The sequence below is a fragment of the Pseudomonas moraviensis genome, assembly GCF_900105805.1.
Classification (GTDB): Bacteria; Pseudomonadota; Gammaproteobacteria; order Pseudomonadales; family Pseudomonadaceae; genus Aquipseudomonas; species Aquipseudomonas moraviensis_A.
Genome location: NZ_LT629788.1, coordinates 1,074,723 through 1,098,880, shown reverse-complemented (window position 1 = coordinate 1,098,880; position 24,158 = coordinate 1,074,723). Strand labels below are relative to the sequence as shown.

The window sequence follows — 24,158 nt, the reverse complement described above, 5'->3', positions numbered from 1 at the left end:
ATGGTGACTCTCCTTTTTAACGAACCGGAGTGGTAGTGGTGTAGGTGTCGACTTCGACGTACTCGACCGCATCGCGACGACGACCGCCGAAGGTGGCTGCGAGGCTGGCGAAGAATGCGCCGGCCAGCAGCGCAACGAACATCCACAGCGAGGTGTAGGCAGCAACTTTCGCGGCGGTGTCAGCTGCTTGCTGAGCTTTCAGTTTCGCGTCAGCGATGGCTTTCTGCGTGTTGGCGTAGATCTCGTCGACACGACGCTCGGCATCGGCCTGGCTCAGATTGGTACGTTGCGACACCAGTTGTGCCAGATACGTGCGATCTTCGGCGCTGAGCTGACCGTTGGCCAGGCTCTGGGCGAAGATGCGGGTCACGGTGCCGCGTGCGGCGTCATCGCTGACGGCAGCAGGACGATCATCGCGGAACAGGCTGTCGACGAAGTAGCCGTACTGATCGCTGTCAGTGTTGGCAGCAGCCGAGCCGGCGGCCTGGCTCATCGCACCGGCAGCACCGCCGACTACATTGGCACCGGCCTGCACACCACCGCTGACGACGCTGCTCACCGAACCGACAACCAGCACAGCCGTGACCAGCGTAGCGACGCACCAGGCGAGGAAGCCGTGGGCGGTGTCGCGGAAGTAGACTTCGTCACCGTGCATGTTGGCCCACTTCACGCGCAGACGGCCGGCAATATAGCCGCCCATGCCGGAGGCAATGATCTGCGTTACCGCCAGCCAGACAATCGTCGAAATGCCCAGGCCTTTGGCGCTGACGCCCTCTCCGGCCCACGGTGATACAGCCGAAAAGCCCAGGCCGAAGCCGAGCAGTACCAAAATCATCGACAGTGCTGCGGCAGCCGCTGCACCCGCGAAGATCGCGCCCCAGGACACGCCTGAGACACTGCTCGACTCTTCCACGGCAGGATAATAGCCATCAGGGGATCTGTTCATTGTTGTGCTGCTCCAGGCATGAAAAATGGTGTTACAACTCGTCAAGTGAGGAATTGCAGTGACCGTGCCAGTTACAGCCTTTTAATAAATCGATATTTTTCAATGATTTATAAAACTTGAACTTCCTAAGCCCGTGCAATTTGCAATAAAGGGCGAACTGCTGCGGGTTTTCTGCATTGACGCCAGAGTGGCAAATCCGATCAGTTCTGATTTGCGTGGGCGACCAAGATGAAAGTTAATTTAAAGCGTCACGGTAATTTCTTGGCAAAATGCTGCCATTCCGTTTGAACCGATCAGCAGGCCTGCCTATGACTCGTATCTTGACCATCGAAGACGACGCCGTGACCGCGCGGGAAATCGTCGCCGAACTGAGCAGCCACGGGCTGGACGTCGACTGGGTCGACAATGGCCGCGAAGGCCTCGACCGCGCCGTCAGCGGCAACTATGACCTGATTACCCTCGATCGCATGTTGCCCGAGCTCGATGGCCTGGCGATTGTCACCACGTTGCGCACCATGGGCGTGGTGACGCCGATTCTGATGATCAGCGCCCTCTCCGATGTCGATGAGCGCGTGCGCGGCTTGCGCGCGGGTGGCGATGATTACCTGACCAAACCGTTCGCTACCGATGAAATGGCCGCGCGGGTCGAAGTGTTACTGCGCCGGCAGAACAGTGTTGCCACCCAGGCCACCACGCTAAAAGTCGCCGACCTCGAACTCGACCTGATCAGCCACGAAGCCCGCCGCGCCGAGCAAGTGCTGACGCTGCTGCCGACCGAATACAAACTGCTGGAGTTTCTGATGCGCAACAGCGGCCAGATTCTTTCGCGAATGATGATCTTCGAAGAGGTCTGGGGTTATCACTTCGATCCGGGCACCAACCTGATCGACGTGCACATCGGCCGTCTGCGCAAGAAGATCGACGCTGCGGGCCATGTTCCGCTGATCCGCACGGTACGGGGCTCGGGCTATGTCATTGCCGAACCCGTCTGACGGCTGGCGCTCCTCCAGCAGTCGCTTGCTGGCGCTGTACAGCACGCTGTTCGTGGCCTGGAGCGCAATTCTCATGGGGGTCATGTACTACGAGGTGTCCGGCTACCTCGACAAGCTCGCCAAACACTCATTGATGCAACGTCAGCACCTGTTCTCGCACTTTCGCGGCGAGCAGCTGGAAGACGCCCTCGCCGCCAGCATGACCTTCGACATTCGCGGCATCGACGCCTACGGTCTGTTCGACGCCCAGGGCAATTACCTGGGCGGTGCGCTGCAACAAATCCCCGAAGGACTGCCGCTGGACGGCAAGATCCACATGCTCGCCGAGTGCGCCGATTCCGACGACCCGACCCTGCCAAGCGACAGCTGCGACGCGGTGGCCACACAAACCCGTGACGGGCGCTGGCTGGTGTTGCTGCGCGACAATGGCTCGTTGTTTGCGGTCACGCGGATCATTCTGCACGCGTTGTTCTGGGGCGTGTCACTGACGATCCTGCCGGGCATCGCTGGCTGGCATCTGCTGCGGCGCCGGCCGTTGCAGCGCATTCGGGCGATCCAGAACAGCGCCCAGGCGATCGTTGCCGGTGACCTGACGCACCGTTTGCCGCTGTCCAATCGCCGCGATGAACTGGACATGCTCGCCGCCATCGTCAACGCCATGCTCGAGCGCATCGAGCGCTTGATGAACGAGGTCAAAGGTGTCTGCGACAACATCGCCCACGATTTGCGCACCCCGCTGACCCGCTTGCGCGCGCAGTTGTATCGCATGCAGCAACAGGCCGGCGAAGGCTCGCAGGAAGCGGCGCAACTGGATCTGGTACTGGCTGAAGCGGATACGCTGATGGCACGGTTTCGTGGTCTGTTGCGGATTTCCGAACTGGAAGATCGCCAGCGTCGTTCCGGCTTTGTCGAGCTTGATCCGGTGCAACTGCTGGAAGAGTTGCACGAGTTCTACCTGCCGCTGGCCGAGGAAGGCGATCTGCGTTTCCAACTGAACATGCCGGAGACGCTGCCGCCGCTCAATGGCGACCGGGCGTTGTTGTTCGAAGCGCTGGCGAATCTGCTGAGCAACTCGATCAAATTCACCCCGCCCGGCGGCACGGTGATGCTGCGTGGGGTCAATGCGAACGGGCAGACGCGGATCGAGGTGCATGATTCAGGGCCGGGGATTCCCGAGGCTGAACGTGAGGCGGTGTTTCAGCGGTTCTATCGCACTGAAGGTGGCCAGCCGCAAAGTGGTTTTGGCCTGGGACTGTCGATCGTCGCGGCGATTGTCAGCCTGCACGGCTTCAGTCTTGAGGTCGGCAGCAGTGATCTGGGTGGGGCGAAACTGGTGCTGGATTGCCGGCAGAGTTTGATTGAAAACTCCTGATTCCGAACTTGAAACGCAACCCCCCTGTAGGAGTGAGCCTGCTCGCGATTGCGGTGTGTCAGTCAACATAGGTATCGACTGGGACGACGCTATCGCGAGCAGGCTCACTCCTACAGGGGGTTGCGGTGTCATCTGGTTGGGTAATTGGCCCGCAGGGCGTCGAGCCCGCCCTGATAGATGCCGTTGAACAACGCCACCACTTCTTCATCGCTCACGCCGACCGCGTTAAAGCGCCCCGACCACGTCACCCGCGCGCCCTGCCCTTGGGCTTCAACCTTGATCGTCGCCAGGTAATCACTGGCCGGGAACGGCGCCTGTTCGATCGAATAGCTGTAGGTTCGAGCGGCGTTATCGAAGGTCTGCAGACGTTCGACCACCACGCCGCCGTCAGCGGTCTTCAGGGTGCGTACGCGCCCGCCTTCGCTCAGTTCGCTGTTGGTGATCAATGGCAGCCAGTCCGGCAGCGTGTTGAAGCCGCCGATCAATTGCCAGACCTTATCGGCCGAGACCGGGATGTCGATGGTTGCGGATGCTGTTGGCATAAAACCTCTCTTTTGAAAAATTCAGATAGTCAGGCTGTCGACCACACCGCCATCGACGCGCAACGCGGCGCCAGTGGTGGCCGAGGACAGCGGCGAAGCGATGTAAGTCACCAGATGCGCCACCTCCGACACATCCGCCACGCGCTGGATGATCGAGGTCGGACGCGCCTTGCGCACAAAGGCGTCGGCTTCGTCACGCAGGTCGCGCCCGGACTCGGCGGCCGCGTCCTTGAGCATGTCCTGCAGGCCATCGGTAAAGGTCGGCCCCGGCAGGATCGCATTGACCGTGACTCCGGTGCCAGCCAGACGTTTGGCCAGGCCGTGGGACACTGCGAGGTTGGCACTTTTGGTCACACCGTAATTGAGCATGTCCGCCGGCGTCGCCACGCCGGATTCCGATGACAGGAAGATCACCCGGCCCCAGCCCTGCTCGACCATCGCTGGCACGTAATGCCGCGCCAGGCGCACGCCGGAGATCACGTTGACCTCGTAGAAGCGCGTCCACTCGCTGTCGGGCGTTTCGAAGAAATCGACGTCATTGAAGATGCCCAGGTTGTTCACCAGAATGTCCGCGCGCGGCTCTGCAGCGAAAAGCTTTTCCGCGCCCTCGGCGGTGCCCAGATCGGCGGTCAGACCGCGCACCTGCGCGCCCGGCACGGCTTGGCGAATGCTCGCCAGCGCCTGCTCGACCTTGGCCGTGTCGCGACCGATCACCACCACCGTGGCCCCGGCTTCGGCCAGCGACTGGCTGATGCCCAGACCGATGCCGGCGGTGCTGCCGCTGACGATGGCCAGTTTTCCACTCAGATCAATCTTCATGCGTTTACCTCATTGGCAAGGGGTTTCACCGCGCTCGACTTTGGCGACGATTTCAGAAGCATGGATCAGCGTAGTTGCGATATTGCCGGCATGGTTGAGCTGCCGACCGGTGACGGGGATGTTGCCTGGTTCGAGAATTTTCTGCGCTTGGCAGAACGCAGCCCCTCACCCTAGCCCTCTCCCGGGGGAGAGGGAACCGACCGAGTTGTGCTGAATTTGACGTCGACCTGAAAGACCATAGCGATTATGGATTCAAAGAAGACCTTTCACGTCGGCGTATTACCTGAATATCCCCCGGTCAGTCCCCTCTCCCTCCGGGAGAGGGCTAGGGTGAGGGGCATTTCGGAACAGATCAGATTTCCGTCAGACGAAGCAGACCATCGGCGCCGACCCTGACGCCGATCGCATCGTAACTGGCCAACGTAGCGTGAGCCGTTTCAATCGGATGCTGATGCGTAGTGGTGATGACCATCAACGCCGCGCCCGCCGCTTCCGCAGCCTGAATACCAACCGTCGCGTCTTCAAAAATCAGACAGTCAGCCGGCTCGGCGCCCAGCTTTTTCGCCGCCAGCAGATACCCCGACGGATCAGGCTTGCCGGCCTTCACATCTTCAGCCGTGATCATCACTGCCGGCTCCGGAATCCCCGCCGCTGCCATCCGGCGCAGAGCTAGATCCCGCGGCGCTGACGTCACCATCGCCCAGCGATCTTTCGGCAGACCATTGAGAAACGCTGCTGCCGCAGGAATTTCGACAATGCCTTCAACATCTTCGATTTCAGCGGCGGTAATGAACGCCGACTGTTGCTCGGCATCCACACCCGGCAGATTGAGGCGGGTGATCGTGTCGATCGCCCGCGCGCCATGGATGGTCGGCAAAAACGTCTCGACCTCCACGCCATGGCGCACCGCCCACGCTGACCAGATGCGCTCGGCGGCGGCGATGGAGTTAAGGACGGTGCCGTCCATGTCGAACAGAAACGCAGCGAATGCGCGATCAAAAACCGATGCTTGTGCAGACAAAAGAGCAAATCCTCTGACAGATGGCCGGGGCAGACAGCCCCGGCAATGTAGCACTTGTCAATGCAGCTGCGGATGCGGAGCCTTGGATTTGAACGCACTTTCCACACAGTCGAGCAACTGACCGATCGCCCACGGCTTCTTGATGAACGCCACCGAATGCTTGACCCCGGAGGTCTCCGGCGTTTCATAGCCGGACATCACCATCACCGGTTTTTCCGGCCAGCGATCGCCGACCAGATTCGCCAGGTCGGCGCCGTTAAGCGTGCCGGGCATGGTGATGTCGGTCAGCAATAGCGCGACTTTCGCCGCGTGTTCTTCCAGATACAGTGAGGCGGCGTCGGCGCTGGTTTGCGGTTCGACCTTGAACCCTTCCTCCTGGAGAATTTCGCAAAGAAATTCCAGAATCAACGGATCGTCCTCGACAACCAGAATCAACCCGTCAGGAAGGTGCGCGCTCGACCTAGGTGTAGGGCACATGAACAGCACTCCCCCGAATTACATTTTTTGAATAGCGGTTTTGAATCCGCTGCTTATCTGGTATGAGCAGCGCGTCTTGTAGAAATTCATTTTTGATACAGCAGATTTCGCCAAGGTGTTGTTTTTCGAGGTGCAGCGGCCGTCTGCAACCCTCATTTGTGGTTAAAATGCCGGCCCTTTGAAAGGCCGAACCGTAATCCATGAACCCTGAAGCCCTCGCCACCCTCCACGCCCATTTGCTGCCCGCGCTGGCAGCGGCACCCAGCGAAACCCGCCGTTTGTTTCATGGCCGCGGGCGCTGCTGGCCGGGGCTGGAACAGCTGACCGTGGACTGGTTGCAGGGCGTGGTGCTGGTGGCGCTGTTCAAGGAGCCGGCGCCCGAGCAATTGCAACATCTGAGGCATTCACTGTTGCAACTCGCTGCCACGAGCGAATGGCAGCAGTCCGGCGCACACACTCTGCTGATCCAGCATCGTTACCTGCCGCAAAGCACAGCGGAATGGCTGATCGGCGAGGAAATCGAGGAAATGACCATCGTCGAGGGTGGCTTGCAGTACCGCGTCGATCTGGGCCGCAAGCAAAACACCGGTCTGTTTCTCGACATGCGTTACGGCCGCAACTGGGTGCGCGAACAAGCGGCGGGCAAGCGGGTATTGAACCTGTTCGCTTACACCTGCGGCTTTTCCGTAGCAGCGATCGAGGGCGGCGCCAGTCATGTGGTCAATCTCGACATGTCCCGCGCGGCCCTGAGCCGTGGTCGCGACAATCATCGGCTGAACGGCCACGACCTGAGCAAAGTCAGCTTCCTCGGTCACGACCTGTTCAAGTCCTGGGGCAAGGTGATCAACAGCGGCCCGTACGATCTGGTGATCATCGACCCGCCGTCGTTCCAGAAGGGCAGTTTTCTGCTGACCAAAGACTATCAGCGCGTGTTGCGCCGCTTGCCGGAGCTGCTGACCGCGCAAGGCACGGTGCTGGCGTGCATGAACGATCCGTCGTTCGGTTCGGACTTTCTGATTGACGGCGTTACCCAGGAAGCGCCAAGCCTGCGCTTCGAACAACGACTGGAAAATCCGCCGGAGTTCCCCGATATCGACCCGGAGAGTGGCCTGAAAGCCCTGGTCTTCCAGCGCATCAGCTGACACAGAAATCCCCTGTAGGAGTGAGCCTGCTCGCGATAGCGGTGTGTCAGTCAGCAAATGGTTAACTGACACACCGCTATCGCGAGCAGGCTCACTCCTACAGGGGGACGTGCTCAGCAGACCTCAGCGCGAATCGACCGCCATGCCGCCTGCGCAAGCATTTCGCGATAGTCCGTCGGGCTGCCTTTCACCCGCCCTGCCAGCCAGGCCCGGCAGTAACTGTCCGCCTGCCCGATGATCAGCGATGGCAGCAGCTCGGCAGGCAATTCCTGAAGCTCGCCAGCGCGACCCGGTTCGGCCAGCCACTGGCGCAAGCGCAGATTGCGCGTCCTGTTGCGCTCGGCCAGTTCGTCCTTGAACGGGCCTTTGGTTACGGCGAAGCGTGCGTGGTACTGGAATCGTGCCCACTGCGGCTGTTGCTCGACCCAGTCGACATAGCTGAATACCAACGCCTGCACGCCTCCTTCGGTGGTATCGGCCGCGTCCAGATACGCGTCCCGCAAACGCCCTTGATCCTCCAGCGCAGTGAAAAAAAGCGCCGCGACCAGCCCTTCCTTGTTGCCGAAATGGTGATAGATCGCGCCAACGCTGGTGTCGCATTCGGCGCGAATCATCTCGATGGTGGTCGCCTCGATCCCCTGTTCATTGAACAGGCTCAGGGCCTTGCGAAAGATATCGCGTTTGAGTTCGGCGCGGCGGCCGGGGTAGCTGCGTTCGAGTAGATCGGCGGTGTCCATGCTGCTTGTGGTCCGAGAACAAATTTCGAATAAGGCGTTGAGTGCCCGCGAACAAATCGCGCCTAGGTTGACAGATTTGCCGGGAACAGAATACCGTTCCGATACAGAACATTATTCTGTAGCGGAACATCATTCTGTAAAAACCTAAACGAGGCTTTCCATGAGTCAATCTCTCAGCATGTTCAACAGTGTCGGCCCTGATGCATTCAGCAAAATGGCCTGCCAGTTCGCTCCGTACTTCAACAGCATCAATCCGCTGATCTCCGAGCTGCGTGCGAATGCCGCCACGGTGCAGGTGCCGTTTCGTAAGGAAATCACCAATCACCTCGGCACGGTGCATGCGATCGCCATGTGCAATGCGGCGGAACTGGCCGGCGGCATGATGACCGACGTATCCATCCCGGCCGGCGCGCGCTGGATTCCCAAAGGCATGACCGTGGAATACCTGGCGAAGGCGAAAACCGACGTCACCGCCGTGGCCAGTGCTGAAGGCGTGGATTGGCAAAGCGATGGCGACAAGGTGGTCAACGTCGACATTCACGATACCGAAGGCAAGAAAGTCTTCACCGCGCGCATCACCATGAACGTCAAGCTCGGTTGAGATTGCAGGCACAAAAAAGCCCTTGCTGCGGAGTGCGCGGCAAGGGCTGTTTATTGGCGGTTGATCAGTGCAGGGTCAGGCGCTGGCGGACAAATTCTTCAACGTGGCGACTGGTCTGATCCAGATGCCGGTCGCGTTGTTTTTCCGCATCGAGCATCGCGCGCTTGCCATTCTTCTGCAGCAGGTAGGTGTGAATCTGCTGCACTTCCAGCGACCGGTAGATGGGCGTGGTGTCGATAAAGCCGCGCAAGCCGTTGCTGCGATAATGCCGCGTGCTCATCAGCACCTGCGTCTCGCGCTGGCCGATCACTTCAAACCCCAGCGCCTCGAAGTACGGCACCTTGCCGATGCTGCAGGCCAGCTCCGCATGCGGATAGCGCCCGACCATGTGCGCGAGCATCGCCCGCGCCACACCCTGACGCCGATGCCCCTCCCGCACCGCCATATAAGCGACGCTACACGCCTCCCAATCGCCCTGCACCGGCAGACAGATGAGAAACCCGATGACCTGCTCCGGATCCTCATCGTCAGTGGCCACCAGCAACTCCACCTCGGTACCCTTCTGGCCATTCAAGGCTTCGAGATACAGATGCACCTCGTAGCCGACCGCGTACTGATAGACGTTGTACAGCAGATTGCTCGGGCCGAGGCCCACCGCACTGATGTCGGTGAGGTAGTCGACGACCATTTGCAGGATCTGGCTGTTGACGCTTTCGGGGCATGGGGAGGTGTAGTGGGTGATGCGTGGCATGAGCAAACTCCGGCGGTAAAAAACGTTGCCGATGATCAGAGCCGTCGACGACCGCGACATCATACCGTGCCAGGGTCGGTCGCCGTTTAAAGATCCGGTGCCGAAGGCCGATGTAACGATCACCCTTCATTTCACCACCAAGGATCGGGCCATGTATTACCCGCGCGAAGCCGCAAAAGATCATCTTTACAACCGCATCGTCATGCTCACCGTCGCCTGCTGCGTGGTCCTGTTATTGGCCGGCATGGCGCGCCATCAGGGCATTCTGTATGCGCTGCTGAATTTCAACGGCGCGCAAACCGACGGCACTGTCACGCAGTTGGAAGCGATCATGATGAACAAGAACGGCAAGATCATTCACTATCGCTATGCCGACGAACACGGCCAGCTTCATGAAGGTGATTTCGTCGACGAACGCTACGCCGAACACACCCAGTACGAACTCAACGGACCGATTGCCCTATTGGTCTCGCCATGGATGCCGGAAAAAAGCGCCATCGCCACCCAGCTGCAAAGCTACCGCGCAGGTTTTTACATCATGACCGGCGGTGTGATCCTCGCCCTGCTGTTCCTGCTGATTTCCGGTCGGACGTTCTGGCAGATTCAGGCGATGAAGGAACAAGACCGGTACTACTGAACGGTCACTGTTGCGGCGCCACCACTCTGAATCTGATGTTGATGTCCCTGGACACCACGCTGTCCGCCCACTCCCCCGCTCCGAGGCCGAACTCGTCGCGATTGAGCACCAGCTCGCCGTCGAAAATACCGATGGCGTTGTCCGGTTTCAGCTCAACCGGAACCTCGACCTCGCGAGTGATTCCCTTGAGCGTGAGCTGACCGGCGATCTGGTAACGGTGCTCGGCCACCTGAGTGAAACGGCTGGATTCGAACACCGCAAGCGGGAATTTCTCGGTGTCGAACCAGGCCGGTTTAACCAGCTCGGTATTGGCGTCTTCGCTTCCGGCGTCGATGCTGCTGAGGTCGATATGCAATATGGTGCGGGCGGTGGCGAGGTTGTCGGTGTCGAAATCCAGCATCGCCTCGAACCTGCCGAAGGTGCCGTACATCCGCGAGCCCATCTGCTGGTAGGTGAAGCTGATCTGGCTGGCGCTGGTGTTGACGCGCGTATATTGGGCAGCCTGCGCGCCGGCCGTGGCACAGAGCCAGAACGCGGCAACCAGCAGCAATCGCATCGACATGGAGTTCTCCGGGCGTCGCGCGCCGTCCAGGGCCTTGGTTGACTTAAGCAAACAACCGCCTGTTGTGCCAGCGCCTATATCAACCGCTCGATCTTCTGATGCTTCCAGACCAGTCGGTAATACAGCGTCTGCAAAACAAGCATCCCCAGGTAGGCAACCGGAAACGCCATCCAGACACCCTGCAAACCGAACTGCCCGTCCAGCCAGTAAGCCGCCGGCAGTTGCACGCCGACCACGCAGATAATCGAAATGAACACTGGCACCAATACCGTGCCGCTGGCGCGCATGATGCCGCCGATGATCGCCTGGAAACCGAATACCAGAAGGCTCCAGAGCATGATGTGCAACAGGTGCTCGGCCATGGCTCGGGTCGAGTCTTCCGTGAGGAACAGGCCCAGCAACCAGTGCGAGAGCAGATAGCCCAGCACAATCAGGCCGCCGGTCAGGCACACGTTGATCAACAACCCGGTGCGCAGGATTGGGCTCATACGCTGCAGATGTCCCGCGCCGATCGCCTGGGCGCCGAGAATCGATGCGGTGATCGCAATCGACAGCGCCGGGAATTGCACGTAATTGACGATCTGCGTCACCGCGCCGTAGGCCGCTGTCGCTTGCGAGCCGTGCTGATTGACCAATGCCAGGATTACCAGCTCCGACAACGACAGCACGATCATCTGCACTCCGGTCGGCAGGCCGATGCGCAAGACCTTGCCAAGGATCACCCGGTCCAGGCGCAGCGCTGCAAAGAATTCTCGGTCCGGCGCCAGCGGATGGCCGTTGCGGATCAGCCGCCATGCCAGCCAGGCCATCGCTGCCAGATTGCCGGCCAGCCCGGCATAGGCTGCACTCTGGATGCCCAGTGGCGGCAAACCAAGCCAGCCGCGAATCAGCGCCGGCGTCAGCGCCAGCCCCACCGCGGTTGAGACGATCAGTGCGAGCAGTGGCGACAACGTATCGCTGACCCCGCGCAGCAATTGGGTGAACAGCACGAATACCAACAGTGACGGCAAAATCCACAGCATGACGTGGGCATAGTCCACCGCATCGTCGAGCACATCCGCCGGCGTGCCCAGCCCCGTCAGCGCCTGTCGCGCAAATACGCTGCCCAGCACTGCCGCGACCAGGCCGATCAACACTCCCAACAGCAACGTCGCTCCGGCAATCGCTTTGACCAGATGCGTTTCACGCGCGCCCCACGCCTGGCCGATCAGCACGCCCGCACCGGCGCCGAGGCCGATGACCAGGGCAATGAAAAAGAACACAACGGGGAACATCCCGGACACTGCCGCCAGCGCTTGAGTGCCGAGCATCTGGCCAATGTAGATACTGTTGACCGTGCCGGACATCGACTGCAGAAAATTCGACAGCACCATCGGTGCGAGAAACAGTAGATAGGTTTGCCAGAGGGGCTTGGCGAAGGTGGCGCTTTGCATTGAATGGAGGTCCATCTCGACGGCGGCAGGCCTGATTGACGATAGCTTCGGTGAGTTGCGTGCAGCGTGCAATCAACATTTCCAATCGGTGTTGATCGCCTGTTTTGCATTTGTGTAAATGCCGGAGACCGCTTTGTGTCAGTGTGCGGCTGTGGTAAATCACGGTTCTTCCGACAGGTACTTATTGAGGCTCGGCTCATGCGTAAGGTTGCAAATTTTCTGGTCACTACCCTCCTCGCGTTGTTCGCCGCGTGTACTCAGGCCGCCGCACCTGCAGCGGCACCCGACTCGTTGAAACCTTTACTCGCCACCCTGAACGAACGCTTGAACATCGGTGATCTGGTTGCACTGACCAAGTGGGACAGCGGCAAACCGATTCAGGACAGCCCGCGTGAGGCGCAAGTCATCGCCAACGCCCGGACGCTGGCCGCCGAACACAAACTGGACCCGGACGATGTCGCGCAGCTGATCGCCGCACAGATGGAAGCGAACAAACTGGTGCAGTACGGTCTGCTCGCGCAATGGCAGGCGGCAGGTGCGGCACCGGACACTCCGCGCCCGGACCTGGCGAAACAGATACGCCCGCGCCTGGATGAACTGCAAAAGCGGCTGTTAAGGCAGTACGCCGGGTTCGCGCCCTATCGGCAGGATCCGAATTGCCCGTCATGGCTGGCCAATGCCCGCAGCGGTCTGGCGGCCGACGCGTTGCATGACCTGGCGCTGATCCGTGCCAGCGGCGAGTTGTGCATACGGACCAAAACGCTCTGAGTCGCGAGTCAGAGCAAACATCATCGGCGTCGATGTTCACCATCACGTCAATGAAGTTCTCATAAAAACTGCGCGGCGTAACATCGGCTCCAGACAAACAAACAACTTCCTGGAGCACACGATCATGAAACGCCAAATCCTTCTCGGCATCGCTTTCTCGGTTTTCGCAGTCAACACTTTTGCCGCAACCCCCGTGCACACTCTGGTCGCTGAAGGCGGCTCGGACAAGCTGATCGAAAGCCGCTTGGCTGAGGGAGGTTCGGATCGTCTGATCGAGCGCCGCGTTGCCGAAGGTGGCTCTGATCGTCTGATCGAGCGCCGCGTGGCCGAAGGTGGGTCTGATCGTCTGATCGAACGCCGCGTGGCCGAAGGTGGGTCTGATCGTCTGATCGAACGCCGCGTTGCCGAAGGTGGTTCTGATCGTCTGATCGAGCGCCGCGTGGCCGAGGGTGGCTCGGATCGTCTGATCGAGCGCCGCGTTGCCGAAGGTGGCTCGGATCGTCTGATCGAGCGCCGCGTTGCCGAAGGTGGCTCGGATCGTCTGATCGAGCGCCGCGTTGCCGAAGGTGGCTCGGATCGTCTGATCGAGCGCCGCGTGGCATGAATCAATTGCACTACTGCAACACCCATGAAAAAGCCCGGCCTGATCAGCCGGGCTTTTTTGCATTCAGCCGTCGCTTATTGCGCGGTTTTCAGCTTGACCACGTCGCCGGAAATCGTGGTGGTGTAGCCGGTCAGAACCCAGGCCCAGAACCAGTTTTCCTGAACCTGCGTATTGATCATTGCATCGCCGCCCTTGGCTTTGATGGCCGCGTCTTGCGCGCGTACGAAGCGGCTGTTCTGGCGGATCGGGATGACGCCAAACAGCAGCAGGCCGGTGGCCGAAGCTTCGCTGTGGCCAACCACGGTGTACTGGTTGCTGTCGTAATGTGAGGTTTTCATCGGGGCGCCGGTGCAACCTGCCAGAACCACACCGAACAGTGCGGCGGCGACTACTTTGCTGAGGTATTTCACAGTAAAACTCCATGGGGGAACGCCCGGGATCCATCTCTCGGACGGCGCGCACTTTAACGCAAATGCTGGCTCATTAGCATCAGGCATCTTGCATTTCTATGAACCCGTTCGCTGGCCGGGCGTCGGGGATGTCGCATACCATGGCGCCACTTCAATAAAGACAGACACCCGCCTCCATGTTCAAAGCCAGTCTGCGTAGCCATCTCACTCTCTGGTTCGGCGGTTTGTCCCTGCTGACGCTGCTGAGTGTGGGTTTTTATGTCGGTCACATCGCCACTGAACAAATGAAACAGGCCAGCGGCAACGCCTTGCTGAACACGGCACGGTCGGCGGCGACGTTATTGGGAGAGCAACTGCGCGAACGGCAGTTGGAGGTTTACCTGCTCAGCCGCGCCCCGCATCTGGAGCGTGGCGATCTGGACAATCCAGCCATCCTCAAATCGATGCAACTGCGCACCCAGGCGCGCGCTGAATATGCGTGGATGGGCGTCACCGATGCCGAGGGCAACGTCCGTCAAGCGGTAAATGATCTGCTGGTCGGCCAATCGGTGCAAAAACGTCCGTGGTTCCAGATCGGCTTGCGCCGGCAATACACCGGTGATCCCCACGAAGCGGTGTTACTGGCGAAGTTGTTGCCGGGCCTGCCCAATGGCGAGCCGCTGCGCTTTATCGACTTCGCCGCGCCGATCCATAACGCCGAAGGTCAGGTGATCGGTGTACTGGGCGCGCATGCGCACTGGAGCTGGGTGACGCGCATCGTCGATTCGGCGGCGTTTTCCCATAAAAACTCGGCGCCGGATGTCGAGGCACTGATCGTCGACCACGATGGCAAGGTGCTTTACCCCGAAGCACTGATGGGCCAGCAACTGGCGACCAGAGGTTCGGTAACGCCAGGCTGGACGGCGGCCAACGGTTACCTGACCAGTATGGTCACCGTGCCGACACCATCGGGGACGGCGCTGTCTTGGTCGATCGCCATCCGTCAGCCCTTGGAGACGGCCCTGCAACCGGCGCGAACGTTGCTATATGAATTGCTGATACTGGGCGTATTCGCCGCCATCGTTTTCGGGCTGGTGGCTTATTACCTGGCGCTGTACCTGAGCCGCCCGATCGAACAACTCGCACGCTCGGCGAAACAGGTGCAGAACAACCAGACCGGCGCACACTTCCAACTGCAGCATCCAGTGCTGGAAATCGCCCAGCTCGGCCAGTCCATCGATGCGATGACCCAATCGCTGCTCGGCAAGGAACGCGAGCTGCAGGAAGCCAACGCTTCGCTGGAAGCTACCGTGGCGCAACGCACCGCCGCGCTCACCGAGGCCAACGCCGAGCTGCTGAGCCTGGCAACACACGACGGCCTGACCGGCGTTTACAACCGCCGCCGGTTTGATGAAAAAATCACTGAGTACTCATTGCTGTCGCGACGCACCGGGCGTCCGTATGCCCTGCTGCTGATCGATGCCGACCACTTCAAACGCATCAATGATAGCCACGGCCACGCGGTGGGTGATGAGGTCCTGCAACAACTGGCGACATTGATTCAGAACAGCGTGCGCAGCACCGATTTCGTCGCGCGTTACGGTGGAGAAGAGTTCGCCGTACTGTTACCGGAAGTCGCGCAACCCGACACCCCGGAAGTCGTCGCCGAGAAAATTCGTACGGCAGTGGCCGAAGCAGACTTTCCCGGCGTCGGCAGCGTCACCGTGAGTATCGGTCTCGGCCTGGCAGATCCGGCAGACAACAACCACACGGCCCTGATCAAACGTGCCGATCAGCAGCTGTACCAGGCGAAGGCTGCGGGGCGTAATCAGGTGGCGTTTCATGCCCACTGAGGGAAGGGCAAGATCAAAAGATCGCAGCCTTCGGCAGCTCCTACGGTGATCGCGCCCACCATGAGGTCGAGTGTCAGCTCGCCTGCTCTTGATCTTGATCCACGGGCGACGTCGGAAGGCTGAGTGGAGGGATTGATCCGGGCGTGGGAGCGCAGCGACCGTCTGGCGCAGCCAGACACAGCGGAAGGAGGTGCAGCGAAGCAAACCGGAGCCGCTGCGCCGGGATCGATCCCGCAGCGAAGGAACCCCGAGCTTGCGAGGGGCCGAACGCAGGAGCAAGCCTTTTGGGTTACCTTTTCGGCGTCTGGAAAAGGTGACCCGCCGTAAGGGCGGAACCCTAAGCAGCCGTTACCGCAGCAATGGATATGTACCCAATCAGATGGTAAACCATCGCCCGACTAGGGCTCAGCACTGAACCTCTGCAAATACGCCAGCAAATTATCCAACTTCTCCTCATCACTCAGCCCCCAGAAAATCATCCGCGTGCCCGGCACCACGCCTTTCGGGTCTTCGAGATACGCCTTCAGCGTCGCCCGATCCCAGGTAATCCCCGAATTTTTCATCGCATCGGAATAAACATAATTGGCCGAAGTCCCGGCCGCCCGGCCAATGATGCCGTTGAGCTGCGGGCCAAACCCCGGCCGTGCCGACTCGCCGACCTGATGACAACCGCCGCACAGGCGCGGGAAGATCTTCGCCCCGGCTTCAGGATCGCCCTCAGCCTGGACGCTGGCACTGAAGATCAAAACGAGAAACAGTGTTGTGGTGAATTTCATTGAACAGTCCAAACCCGGCTTTTCATGGCGTGAGCGCAGTTTACAGATAAGCGCCGACGATCGTTCTGACGGTGGTCAACGCCTGACGCAACACGTCCATGTTGACCGAACCCAGCGCCAGACGAATCGCATGGGGCGTATTGGTCGACAGGGAAAACGGCTCGGCGGTGGTGACGGAAACCTGGTGTTGCATCAACTCGACCACGACCTGATCGGCGCGCACGTCTTCGGGCAACGGCAGCCACAGAAAATACGAAGCCGGATGAGCGATATAGCGCAGCCCTTTCAGCACCTCGGCCGCCAAGGCCTGACGCGCCATCGCATCGTTACGTTTTTGCTGTTCAAGCACCGTGACCGTCCCGTCATCGAGCCAGCCGCAGGCAATGGCGGTCATCACCCCGGGCGTGTTCCACGTCGTCGCGCGAATGATCCTCTCCAGCGCCGGCACTTGCGACAACGGCGCCGCAATAAAGCCGACCCGCAAACCGGTGGCGATGTTTTTCGACAGACCCGAGACGTAAAACGTCCGTTCCGGCGCCAGGTCGATCAAGGTTCGCGGCGGGCTCGCGACCAGAAACGCGTAGGCCGCGTCTTCTATCAGCGTCAGATCATGCCGACGGGCAATCGCGACCAATTGCTCGCGCTGTTCCAGCGGCATGACACCGCCCAGCGGATTGTGCAGCGTCGGTATGCTGTACACGGCACGCACCGCCCGCTGGCGGCAGAGTTTGTCCAGCGCCTGAAGATCCGGGCCATGTTCCGTCATCGGGATCGCCAGCACTTCCAGATACAACGCGTCGGCCAGCACCTTGAATCCCGAATAGGTCAGCGCATCGGCGGCGATCACATCGCCGGGTTTGAGCAGTGCCATCAGCGTCACCGCCAGGCCTTGCTGAGCGCCGTTGACGATCAGCACTTGCCCGGCATCGACCGTCACGCCGCGTGTCGATAAATGCCGCGCCACCGAGGCGCGTTCGTGGGCACGCCCGGCGTGGGGCTGATAACGCAGCAGTGCTTCGAGATCACCGGACAACGCCAGTTGGCGCAACGCCGTGCGCAACAGCTCGGCCTGACCGGGCAACGCTGGGTAGTTGAAATTCAGGTCGATCATGCCGATCGCCACGTCTTTCTGATCGATACCCTGCCCCGGCGCCAGCGAGGTTTCACGGACGAAAGTGCCGCGCCCGGCTTCGCCACTGACCAGCCCCATCGCCTCGAGCTCGGCGTACACCCGTGAGGCGGTGACCAGCGCCAGTCCTTCCTGCGCGGCCAGTTGCCGGTGGGTCGGCAATCGCGTGCCCGGCGCCAATCGTCCACCACGAATGTCCGCCGCATAACGGTCAACCAGCGCTTTGTAACGAGACTTGGGCATGTCGGCTGTATCCATGACAATTTTTTGATTGTGCTGATTCTCGACCCTAGGATCGCAGCGACACAAGCCACTTCTCGAGCGCGACCGCCATGAGCACTACTTCGACCGCAACCAACCCGACGCTGGAAAAAACCGGTGGCTGGATCAACGGTTTTATCGGCGTGCTGATCTTCAGCGGGTCGCTGCCGGCCACACGTCTGGCGGTGCTGGAGTTCGACCCGGTGTTCTTGACCGTGGTGCGAGCAGCGATTGCCGGTGTGTTGGCTGTGGGGCTTTTGTTGTTGTTCAAACAGCGGCGACCGGCGCGTCATCAGTGGCTGTCACTGCTGATTGTGGCGCTGGGCGTGGTGTTGGGTTTTCCGCTATTGACCGCGTTGGCGTTGCAGCACGTAACGTCAGCGCATTCGATCGTCTTTGTAGGATTGCTACCGCTGGCCACCGCGATGTTTGGCGTGTTGCGCGGCGGTGAGCGGCCACGACCGGTGTTCTGGATCTTCTCGATCCTGGGCAGTGCACTGGTGGTGGGCTTCGCCCTGTCCCAAGGCTTGAGCGCGTCGCCGACTGGGGACTTGCTGATGCTCGCGGCGATTCTGGCCTGCGGCCTCGGTTACGCCGAAGGCGCGAAACTCTCACGCAGCCTCGGCGGCTGGCAGGTGATCTGCTGGGCGCTGGTGGTGTCGTTACCACCGATGGCGCTGCTGAGCCTGTGGCTGGCGCCCGCCTCTTTCGCCAACATCAGTGTGTCGGCGTGGATGTGTCTGGGTTACGTATCGCTGTTCAGCATGCTGATCGGCTTCGTGTTCTGGTATCGCGGTCTGGCCCAGGGTGGGATCGCAGCGGTCGGGCAGTTGCAATTGCTGCAGCCGTTTTTTGGTTTGGCACTGGCGGCGACGTTGCTGCATGAGCAAGTCAGCGTGGGCATGCTCGGCGTCACGCTTGGGGTGATTCTCTGTGTGGCCGGGGCAAAGAAATTTGCCAGATAGTGTTCAGTGTTCGGCTTTCCATTGCCGAGGACTGAGTCCGGTCTTGCGCCGAAACGCCCGGGCCAGCGCCGACGGACTTTCATATCCCACCTCCTCGGCTATCAGTGCAATCGGCCGGCCTTCGCGCAGGCGTTTTTGCGCAAGACTGACGCGCCAGCTCAACAGGTAATCGGCCGGCGTTTGCCCGACCACGCGGCGAAACTGCTCGGCAAAACCGGCGCGGGACTGGTTCGCGGCTGCGGCCAGATCGGCGACGCTCCACGGCTTGTGCGGTTGTTCATGGATCAGGTTCAAAGCGCGGGATAAACGCGGGTCAGCCAGCCCGGCCATCATGCCCGGCTGCTGATCGCGACTGCCGATAAGATGGCGCAGCAGCAGAATCACCAGCAATTCGAACAGGCGATCCATCACCGCGACGCGCCCGCAATGCCCTTCGAAAGCTTCGTTGAACAGCCAGTCGAGGGTGCTGCGCAATTGCGGAATATCCGTGAGCTTCAACACCAGATAGTCGGGTAACGCGGCGGCCAGGGCATTGCCCGAACCGCCATCGAAGGTCAGCGAAGCACAGACAATCTGGCTGGCCATGGCATCGTCGGCAAACATCCGGTGGGTGAACGGCCGGGGAAAGAAAATCAGCGACGGTTGGTCAAGACGGATTTCCCGCTCATTGCCCGGCTTGAGCAGCAACGCCCCCGCTTGCAGAACATGCACGTGGCCGACCGGTTCGCCTTCGTGAACGCTGACGCCGCAAAATGCGCCGCTGTGAAAGGTGCCGGCGTTCACGCCGAAGTGACTGAGTAACGTAGAAAGGCGATCCACGGCTGACTCCCGAAGGCATATCTGGACGATCTGCCGCATATCCTCGACGATTTGCCGCCAAAGCGCTATCGGCAATCCCTAAGATCTCTCCATCGCCGCTGCACTTCGCCGCGCAATCTGGAGAATCACCATGAGCCGCATCCCTGCAATCAGCCTCGACACCGCCACCGACGCCGTCCGTCCTGCACTGGAAGGCGTGAAGAAAAAAATCGGTTTCCTGCCCAACGTCTTCACCACCCTCGCCCAGGCACCGGTTGCACTCGACACCTACCTGCAAGCCTCGGCGATCCTGGGCAAGACCTCACTCAGCGCCCAAGAGAAAGAAGCGATTTATCTCGCCACTTCGCAGGTCAACGGCTGCGACTACTGCCTGTCCGCACACACCGTGTTCGCCGGCAAGGCCGGGCTGTCGACACAGGACATCGTCGCGGCACGTCACGGCGAACTGAATGCCTACGCCGCCCTCGCCCGCCAGTTGACTGAAACCCGTGGCCACTTGAGCGACGCACAATTGGCCGCTGCCCGCGCCGCCGGTATCGATGACCGCAAGATCATCGAAGTGATTGCTCTGGTAGCCGTGCAGACGCTGACCAATTACCTGAACAACACTGCGCTGACCGACATTGACTTCCCGGCCGTCGAGGCCTGAGCAGTCGCTCACGAACTGAAGAAAAATCCGCTGGCGAAAAGATGCTCTTTTCGCCAGCGCTGTTTTTTGCTGCCATGATGTATGTCAGAAAACTCGTAGCGCAAACAGTGTCTGGTGCGCTGAAACCAAACACCCTGCGCGCAGGTCTTTGTTCTCTGACAAATGCCCGGGAAGACACGAACCCCATGACAGACTGGTTGCAAGACAACGGCGAGATGGCGGGGCAGATCCGCCGTCACGACTGGGCAAAAACGCCCCTCGGCCCGTTGGAACACTGGCCCGATGTGCTCAAGACCACCGTCTCGCTCAGTCTTGCCTCACATTTTCCTCAGGCGATCGTCTGGGGCCCGCAGCTGATCACCCTGTATAACGACGCCTTCGTGCCGATTCTCGGCGACAAGCCACAGGCGTTGGGACGGCCTTTCAGCGACATCTGGAAAGAAGCCTGGCATGAGATCAGACCGATCGCCGAGGCGGCATTTGCCGGCCACGCTACCTATATCGAAAACTTTGCCCTCAACATCGAGCGCGGCAGCGGGCCGGAGCAGGCGTTCTTCACCTTCTGCTACAGCCCGATTCGTGACTCGCTGGGCAATGTCGTGGGCATGCTCGACACGGTCACCGAGACCACCCAAACCGTCTATCTCAATCAACGCCTGGCAGTACTCGACGCCATCGGCAACGCGGTGACCAATGCCACCGATGCGCAAGCAATCCTGGCGGCGAGCACGCGGCTGATGGTCGAGCAATTGCAATTGTCCAACTGCGCTTACGCCGACATGGATGCCGATGAGGATGGCTTCACCATTCGCGGCGACTATGCCGCGCCGGGCTCGCCCAGCATCGTCGGGCACTACCGCTTGCGCGATTTCGGTGAGAAGGCTGTACGTCTTCTGCGCGCCGGGGAGCCGCTGGTCATCCACGACAACCGTAGCGAACTGCCGCCTGAAGAGTCGGCGACCTTTCAGGCCATCGGCATCACCGCGACGATTTGTGTACCACTGATCAAGCAGGGCCGCCTGACTGCGCTGATGGCCGTCCACGACAAGGTACCGCGCGTCTGGTCGCGCTTTGAGCAGGCATTGATGAGCGAAGTGACCGAACGGTGTTGGGCGCACATCGAGCGGGTGCGCGCCGACGCCAATGTGCGCGAAGGTCTGTTGGCCCTGGCTGAACTCAATGCGACGCTGGAGCAACGGGTCGAAGAACGCAGCCTGCGCCTGGCCCAGGCGGAATCGGCGCTACGCCAGTCGCAAAAGCTCGAAGCCATCGGTCAATTGACCGGCGGCGTGGCCCATGACTTCAACAATCTGCTGACAATCATTCGTTCGTCAGTGGACTTTCTGCGTCAGCCCAACCTGCCGGAGGAACGCCGCCAACGTTATATGCGTGCGGTTTCCGACACGGTCGAGCGTGCCTCCAAACTGACCAGCCAGTTGCTCGCTTTCGCTCGGCGCCAGCCGCTCAACCCGCAAGTGGTCGATGCCGGGGAGCGTCTGGCCAACATCGGCGACATGCTCGAATCGGTCACCGGCGCGCAGATTCATGTGTGCGTCGAACGCCCCGCTCATCCCTGCTACATCCGCGTCGATCTCAGTCAGTTCGAAACCGCGTTGATCAATATTGCGCTTAACGCTCGCGACGCCATGAACGGCCAGGGCGAACTGAAACTGCGCCTGGAATGCCACATACCGCTGCCGTCGATTCGCGGCCATGCCGGTTCCAGCAGCCACTTCGTGTCGATCGCCCTCGCCGACACCGGTGCCGGTATCGACGCGCACACCCTCGAACACATCTTCGAACCGTTCTTCACCACCAAGCCTGTCGGCAAAGGCACGGGGCTGGGGCTGTCGCAAGTATTCGGCTTCGCCAAGCAGTCAGGCGGCAACGTCGACGTCTCCAGCGTGCTCGGCCAAGGCACCGAGTTCACCTTGTATTTGCCGCAAGTGCCAGCGAACGAGGCTGAAGTGGACGACTCCGAGGACGATGGCGAGGTGCAGCCGGCCTGCGAAAAGCGCCGGGTGCTGGTGGTCGAGGACAACCTGGACGTCGGCCGTTTCGCCAATCAGATCCTCCAGGACCTGGGCTATGAAACTGCGTGGGCGACCAACGCCGAAGAAGCCCTGCAACTGGCGGGCAGCGATGCCATGGCGTTCGATGCAGTGTTTTCCGACGTGGTCATGCCGGGCATTACCGGCGTCGCATTGGCTAAAGAGCTGCGCCAGCGCCGTCCGGATCTGCCGGTGATTCTGACTTCCGGTTACAGCGAAGAACTGGCGCGCAGTGGTTATGAAGGTTTCGAATTTCTTGCCAAACCCTACTCCGCTGAACAGGTCTCGCGGATTCTCGGCAAGACCTGGGCAACGCCCGCGACGTCAGTCGTGAGCGACGCCAGCGCGCTTGAGTAATTTCTTGCAGCGTTTCGACAGATGAAACACCTGTAGCTGCTTGCCGGCCTTGGCGTAGCGTTCCCGCAGGGTTTTCAACGCGGCAATCGCCGAGTAATCGACAAAGCTCAAATGCCGGCAGTCGAGAGTGACTTTGGCCGGATCGTTGGCCGGATCGAACTGGTTGAGAAACGGCGTGGTCGAGGCAAAGAACAGCGTGCCGTGCAGGCGATAGAGTTTGCTGCCATCGGCCTCAAGATGTTCATCGGCGTACAGTTCGCGCGCCTGCTGCCAGGCAAAGTTGAGCGCGGCGATGATGATCCCGCAGAGCACCGCCGTCGCCAGGTCGGTAAACACAGTGATAGTGGTCACGGCGATGATCACCAGCACATCGTGCAGCGGCACCTTGTTGATCACCCGCAACGACGCCCAGGCAAAGGTCTGTTGCGACACCACGAACATCACCCCCACCAGTGCTGCCAACGGAATGCGCTCGATCAGCGGCGACAGAAACAGAATGAACAACAGAATCAACACACCCGCGACCACGCCGGACAAGCGCCCGCGGCCGCCGGAGCTGAGGTTGATCACGGTCTGGCCGATCATCGCGCAACCGCCCATGCCGCCGAACGCGCCGGACACCATGTTCGCCGCGCCAAGCGCCACGCACTCGCGATCCGGGTAGCCACGAGTCTCGGTGATTTCGTCGGTCAGGTTCAGTGTCAGCAGGGTTTCCAGCAGGCCGACCATTGCCATCAGGATCGCGTACGGGGCAATGATGCGCAGGGTTTCGAAATTCCATGCAATGTCCGGCAAAGCGAAGGTCGGCAGACCTCCGGCGATGTGCGCCATGTCACCGAGGGTGCGGGTCGGCAGGCCGAACAGGTAGACCAGCAGACCAACGCCAAGAATCGCCACCAGTGCCGGCGGCACCGCTTTGGTCAGGCGCGGCAGGATATAAACGATGGCCATGGTCAGCAGCACCAGCCCGGTCATCAGGTACAACGGCATACCGCTGAGCCAGTGCTCGCCGCTTTTGAAATGCTCCAGTTGCGCCAGGGCAATGATGATCGCCAGGCCATTGACGAAACCGAGCATCACCGGATGCGGCACCATGCGCACCAGTTTGCCCAGGCGCAACAGCCCGAACGCCATCATGATCAGACCGCCGAGCAGCACAGTCGCCAACAGATACTGCACGCCGTGTTGCACCACCAGCGCGACGATCACCACCGCCATCGACCCCGCCGCGCCGGAGACCATGCCCGGTCGGCCGCCGAACAACGCCGTCAGCGTGCAGATAATGAAGGCCCCGTACAGGCCCATCAGCGGGTTGAGGTGCGCCACCAGCGCGAAGGCTATGCATTCGGGCAACAGGGCAAAGGAGGTGGTGAGTCCGGCCAGGACATCGGCGCGCAGACGAATCGGTTTCATGGCTTACCTGACTGAGCGGCCGATGGGCGGCCGCCGGTTTCGCGAAAAAAGAGGGAGGCGAATGTTACGGAATTGTTCGGCCTCGGGCCAGT

At 60.6% G+C, this 24,158-nt stretch carries 25 protein-coding genes; 11 read left to right on the top strand and 14 right to left on the bottom strand.

Annotated elements, in window-relative coordinates; all coding sequences use genetic code 11:
• Positions 1-16: 16 nt before the first annotated feature.
• The gene (locus BLU71_RS05290) at positions 17-946 is read right to left on the bottom strand and encodes a hypothetical protein (RefSeq protein WP_016775227.1); all 930 of its coding nucleotides are present in this window, start codon (positions 944-946) and stop codon (positions 17-19) included.
• A 308-nt stretch (positions 947-1,254) separates the two neighbouring features.
• Between BLU71_RS05290 and BLU71_RS05285 the strand changes: the two genes are divergently transcribed.
• Together BLU71_RS05285 and BLU71_RS05280 are read left to right on the top strand one after the other, a co-directional pair.
• The gene (locus tag BLU71_RS05285) at positions 1,255-1,938 is read left to right on the top strand and encodes a response regulator transcription factor (RefSeq protein ID WP_083352472.1); all 684 of its coding nucleotides are present in this window, start codon (positions 1,255-1,257) and stop codon (positions 1,936-1,938) included.
• Entirely contained in the window at positions 1,916-3,310 is a 1,395-nt protein-coding gene (locus BLU71_RS05280) for a sensor histidine kinase (protein WP_065616057.1), read from the top strand. The genes BLU71_RS05285 and BLU71_RS05280 overlap by 23 nt, the downstream gene beginning before the upstream one ends.
• Positions 3,311-3,438: 128 nt before the next feature.
• On the opposite strand, the gene BLU71_RS05275 is transcribed toward BLU71_RS05280, so the two are convergent.
• The 4 genes from BLU71_RS05275 to BLU71_RS05260 all read right to left on the bottom strand — a co-directional run bounded on the left by BLU71_RS05275 (position 3,439) and on the right by BLU71_RS05260 (position 6,169).
• A complete protein-coding gene (locus BLU71_RS05275) occupies positions 3,439-3,852 on the bottom strand; it encodes an SRPBCC family protein (RefSeq protein ID WP_065616056.1) in 414 nt (137 codons plus the stop codon).
• Between the two features lie 21 nt (positions 3,853-3,873).
• On the bottom strand, positions 3,874-4,671 hold the full coding sequence (locus BLU71_RS05270; RefSeq protein ID WP_064363601.1) for an SDR family NAD(P)-dependent oxidoreductase: 798 nt from the start codon (positions 4,669-4,671) through the stop codon (positions 3,874-3,876).
• 352 nt (positions 4,672-5,023) lie between these two features.
• Positions 5,024-5,692, bottom strand: coding sequence for an HAD-IA family hydrolase (locus BLU71_RS05265; RefSeq protein WP_083352471.1), 669 nt, complete (start codon positions 5,690-5,692; stop codon positions 5,024-5,026).
• A 57-nt stretch (positions 5,693-5,749) separates the two neighbouring features.
• Positions 5,750-6,169: a response regulator gene (locus tag BLU71_RS05260; RefSeq protein ID WP_065616054.1), complete on the bottom strand. Its 420-nt coding sequence runs from the start codon at positions 6,167-6,169 to the stop codon at positions 5,750-5,752.
• Positions 6,170-6,369: 200 nt separating this feature from the next.
• On the opposite strand from BLU71_RS05260, the gene BLU71_RS05255 reads away from it, so the two are divergent.
• Entirely contained in the window at positions 6,370-7,311 is a 942-nt protein-coding gene (locus BLU71_RS05255) for a class I SAM-dependent methyltransferase (RefSeq protein WP_065616053.1), read from the top strand.
• Between the two features lie 113 nt (positions 7,312-7,424).
• On the opposite strand, the gene BLU71_RS05250 is transcribed toward BLU71_RS05255, so the two are convergent.
• Positions 7,425-8,048, bottom strand: coding sequence for a TetR/AcrR family transcriptional regulator (locus BLU71_RS05250; RefSeq protein WP_083352470.1), 624 nt, complete (start codon positions 8,046-8,048; stop codon positions 7,425-7,427).
• A 160-nt stretch (positions 8,049-8,208) separates the two neighbouring features.
• Here BLU71_RS05250 and BLU71_RS05245 point away from each other — a divergent pair, with 160 nt between their 5' ends.
• Positions 8,209-8,649 carry a hotdog fold domain-containing protein gene (locus BLU71_RS05245; RefSeq protein WP_083352469.1) on the top strand — a complete coding sequence of 147 codons (441 nt, stop codon included), beginning with the start codon at positions 8,209-8,211 and terminating at the stop codon, positions 8,647-8,649.
• A gap of 64 nt (positions 8,650-8,713) precedes the next feature.
• On the opposite strand, the gene BLU71_RS05240 is transcribed toward BLU71_RS05245, so the two are convergent.
• Positions 8,714-9,400 carry a GNAT family N-acetyltransferase gene (locus BLU71_RS05240; RefSeq protein WP_042609256.1) on the bottom strand — a complete coding sequence of 229 codons (687 nt, stop codon included), beginning with the start codon at positions 9,398-9,400 and terminating at the stop codon, positions 8,714-8,716.
• 151 nt (positions 9,401-9,551) lie between these two features.
• Here BLU71_RS05240 and BLU71_RS05235 point away from each other — a divergent pair, with 151 nt between their 5' ends.
• Positions 9,552-10,037 carry a DUF3592 domain-containing protein gene (locus tag BLU71_RS05235; RefSeq protein WP_083354302.1) on the top strand — a complete coding sequence of 162 codons (486 nt, stop codon included), beginning with the start codon at positions 9,552-9,554 and terminating at the stop codon, positions 10,035-10,037.
• A gap of 4 nt (positions 10,038-10,041) precedes the next feature.
• On the opposite strand, the gene BLU71_RS05230 is transcribed toward BLU71_RS05235, so the two are convergent.
• Positions 10,042-10,599: a YceI family protein gene (locus BLU71_RS05230; protein WP_042609254.1), complete on the bottom strand. Its 558-nt coding sequence runs from the start codon at positions 10,597-10,599 to the stop codon at positions 10,042-10,044.
• 74 nt (positions 10,600-10,673) lie between these two features.
• Complete coding sequence (locus BLU71_RS05225) at positions 10,674-12,032, bottom strand: MATE family efflux transporter (RefSeq protein WP_064363607.1); 1,359 nt, start codon at positions 12,030-12,032, stop codon at positions 10,674-10,676.
• A 198-nt stretch (positions 12,033-12,230) separates the two neighbouring features.
• On the opposite strand from BLU71_RS05225, the gene BLU71_RS05220 reads away from it, so the two are divergent.
• Together BLU71_RS05220 and BLU71_RS05215 are read left to right on the top strand one after the other, a co-directional pair.
• Positions 12,231-12,800 (top strand): chorismate mutase, encoded by a 570-nt coding sequence (locus BLU71_RS05220; RefSeq protein ID WP_083352468.1) that lies wholly within the window; start codon positions 12,231-12,233, stop codon positions 12,798-12,800.
• A 124-nt stretch (positions 12,801-12,924) separates the two neighbouring features.
• Positions 12,925-13,404, top strand: coding sequence for a phage infection protein (locus BLU71_RS05215; RefSeq protein WP_083352467.1), 480 nt, complete (start codon positions 12,925-12,927; stop codon positions 13,402-13,404).
• A gap of 74 nt (positions 13,405-13,478) precedes the next feature.
• Here the strand turns inward: BLU71_RS05215 and BLU71_RS05210 are convergent, their stop codons facing one another.
• A complete protein-coding gene (locus BLU71_RS05210; RefSeq protein ID WP_042609250.1) occupies positions 13,479-13,814 on the bottom strand; it encodes a hypothetical protein in 336 nt (111 codons plus the stop codon).
• Positions 13,815-13,990: 176 nt separating this feature from the next.
• Between BLU71_RS05210 and BLU71_RS05205 the strand changes: the two genes are divergently transcribed.
• On the top strand, positions 13,991-15,646 hold the full coding sequence (locus BLU71_RS05205) for a sensor domain-containing diguanylate cyclase (protein WP_083352466.1): 1,656 nt from the start codon (positions 13,991-13,993) through the stop codon (positions 15,644-15,646).
• A gap of 398 nt (positions 15,647-16,044) precedes the next feature.
• Here BLU71_RS05205 and BLU71_RS05200 read toward each other — a convergent pair whose 3' ends face one another.
• Both BLU71_RS05200 and BLU71_RS05195 read right to left on the bottom strand, forming a co-directional pair.
• Entirely contained in the window at positions 16,045-16,422 is a 378-nt protein-coding gene (locus BLU71_RS05200; RefSeq protein WP_065616045.1) for a c-type cytochrome, read from the bottom strand.
• Positions 16,423-16,462: 40 nt separating this feature from the next.
• Positions 16,463-17,794, bottom strand: a complete 1,332-nt coding sequence (locus BLU71_RS05195) for a PLP-dependent aminotransferase family protein (protein WP_083352465.1) — start codon at positions 17,792-17,794, stop codon at positions 16,463-16,465.
• 89 nt (positions 17,795-17,883) lie between these two features.
• Here BLU71_RS05195 and BLU71_RS05190 point away from each other — a divergent pair, with 89 nt between their 5' ends.
• Positions 17,884-18,777 (top strand): DMT family transporter, encoded by an 894-nt coding sequence (locus tag BLU71_RS05190; RefSeq protein ID WP_083352464.1) that lies wholly within the window; start codon positions 17,884-17,886, stop codon positions 18,775-18,777.
• A gap of 3 nt (positions 18,778-18,780) precedes the next feature.
• Here BLU71_RS05190 and BLU71_RS05185 read toward each other — a convergent pair whose 3' ends face one another.
• The gene (locus BLU71_RS05185) at positions 18,781-19,596 is read right to left on the bottom strand and encodes an AraC family transcriptional regulator (protein WP_083352463.1); all 816 of its coding nucleotides are present in this window, start codon (positions 19,594-19,596) and stop codon (positions 18,781-18,783) included.
• 130 nt (positions 19,597-19,726) lie between these two features.
• Between BLU71_RS05185 and BLU71_RS05180 the strand changes: the two genes are divergently transcribed.
• Entirely contained in the window at positions 19,727-20,245 is a 519-nt protein-coding gene (locus BLU71_RS05180) for a carboxymuconolactone decarboxylase family protein (RefSeq protein WP_064363615.1), read from the top strand.
• Between the two features lie 185 nt (positions 20,246-20,430).
• Complete coding sequence (locus BLU71_RS05175; protein ID WP_083352462.1) at positions 20,431-22,653, top strand: response regulator; 2,223 nt, start codon at positions 20,431-20,433, stop codon at positions 22,651-22,653.
• Here the strand turns inward: BLU71_RS05175 and BLU71_RS05170 are convergent.
• The gene (locus tag BLU71_RS05170; RefSeq protein WP_083352461.1) at positions 22,621-24,066 is read right to left on the bottom strand and encodes a SulP family inorganic anion transporter; all 1,446 of its coding nucleotides are present in this window, start codon (positions 24,064-24,066) and stop codon (positions 22,621-22,623) included. The two genes, BLU71_RS05175 and BLU71_RS05170, sit on opposite strands and share 33 nt — an antisense overlap.
• Positions 24,067-24,158 lie beyond the last annotated feature (92 nt).

Bases quoted from the DNA above. Each gene is read 5' to 3' on its own strand.
- BLU71_RS05230 (WP_042609254.1), bottom strand. From the start codon at position 10,599: ATGTCGATGCGATTGCTGCTGGTTGCCGCGTTCTGGCTCTGTGCCACG.
- BLU71_RS05255 (WP_065616053.1), top strand. From the start codon at position 6,370: ATGAACCCTGAAGCCCTCGCCACCCTCCACGCCCATTTGCTGCCCGCG.
- BLU71_RS05245 (WP_083352469.1), top strand. From the start codon at position 8,209: ATGAGTCAATCTCTCAGCATGTTCAACAGTGTCGGCCCTGATGCATTC.
- BLU71_RS05200 (WP_065616045.1), bottom strand. From the start codon at position 16,422: ATGAAATTCACCACAACACTGTTTCTCGTTTTGATCTTCAGTGCCAGC.
- BLU71_RS05220 (WP_083352468.1), top strand. From the start codon at position 12,231: ATGCGTAAGGTTGCAAATTTTCTGGTCACTACCCTCCTCGCGTTGTTC.
- BLU71_RS05235 (WP_083354302.1), top strand. From the start codon at position 9,552: ATGTATTACCCGCGCGAAGCCGCAAAAGATCATCTTTACAACCGCATC.
- BLU71_RS05175 (WP_083352462.1), top strand. From the start codon at position 20,431: ATGACAGACTGGTTGCAAGACAACGGCGAGATGGCGGGGCAGATCCGC.
- BLU71_RS05205 (WP_083352466.1), top strand. From the start codon at position 13,991: ATGTTCAAAGCCAGTCTGCGTAGCCATCTCACTCTCTGGTTCGGCGGT.
- BLU71_RS05195 (WP_083352465.1), bottom strand. From the start codon at position 17,794: ATGCCCAAGTCTCGTTACAAAGCGCTGGTTGACCGTTATGCGGCGGAC.
- BLU71_RS05250 (WP_083352470.1), bottom strand. From the start codon at position 8,048: ATGGACACCGCCGATCTACTCGAACGCAGCTACCCCGGCCGCCGCGCC.
- BLU71_RS05180 (WP_064363615.1), top strand. From the start codon at position 19,727: ATGAGCCGCATCCCTGCAATCAGCCTCGACACCGCCACCGACGCCGTC.
- BLU71_RS05225 (WP_064363607.1), bottom strand. From the start codon at position 12,032: ATGCAAAGCGCCACCTTCGCCAAGCCCCTCTGGCAAACCTATCTACTG.
- BLU71_RS05190 (WP_083352464.1), top strand. From the start codon at position 17,884: ATGAGCACTACTTCGACCGCAACCAACCCGACGCTGGAAAAAACCGGT.
- BLU71_RS05270 (WP_064363601.1), bottom strand. From the start codon at position 4,671: ATGAAGATTGATCTGAGTGGAAAACTGGCCATCGTCAGCGGCAGCACC.
- BLU71_RS05215 (WP_083352467.1), top strand. From the start codon at position 12,925: ATGAAACGCCAAATCCTTCTCGGCATCGCTTTCTCGGTTTTCGCAGTC.
- BLU71_RS05290 (WP_016775227.1), bottom strand. From the start codon at position 946: ATGAACAGATCCCCTGATGGCTATTATCCTGCCGTGGAAGAGTCGAGC.
- BLU71_RS05275 (WP_065616056.1), bottom strand. From the start codon at position 3,852: ATGCCAACAGCATCCGCAACCATCGACATCCCGGTCTCGGCCGATAAG.
- BLU71_RS05280 (WP_065616057.1), top strand. From the start codon at position 1,916: ATGTCATTGCCGAACCCGTCTGACGGCTGGCGCTCCTCCAGCAGTCGC.
- BLU71_RS05285 (WP_083352472.1), top strand. From the start codon at position 1,255: ATGACTCGTATCTTGACCATCGAAGACGACGCCGTGACCGCGCGGGAA.
- BLU71_RS05240 (WP_042609256.1), bottom strand. From the start codon at position 9,400: ATGCCACGCATCACCCACTACACCTCCCCATGCCCCGAAAGCGTCAAC.
- BLU71_RS05260 (WP_065616054.1), bottom strand. From the start codon at position 6,169: ATGTGCCCTACACCTAGGTCGAGCGCGCACCTTCCTGACGGGTTGATT.
- BLU71_RS05170 (WP_083352461.1), bottom strand. From the start codon at position 24,066: ATGAAACCGATTCGTCTGCGCGCCGATGTCCTGGCCGGACTCACCACC.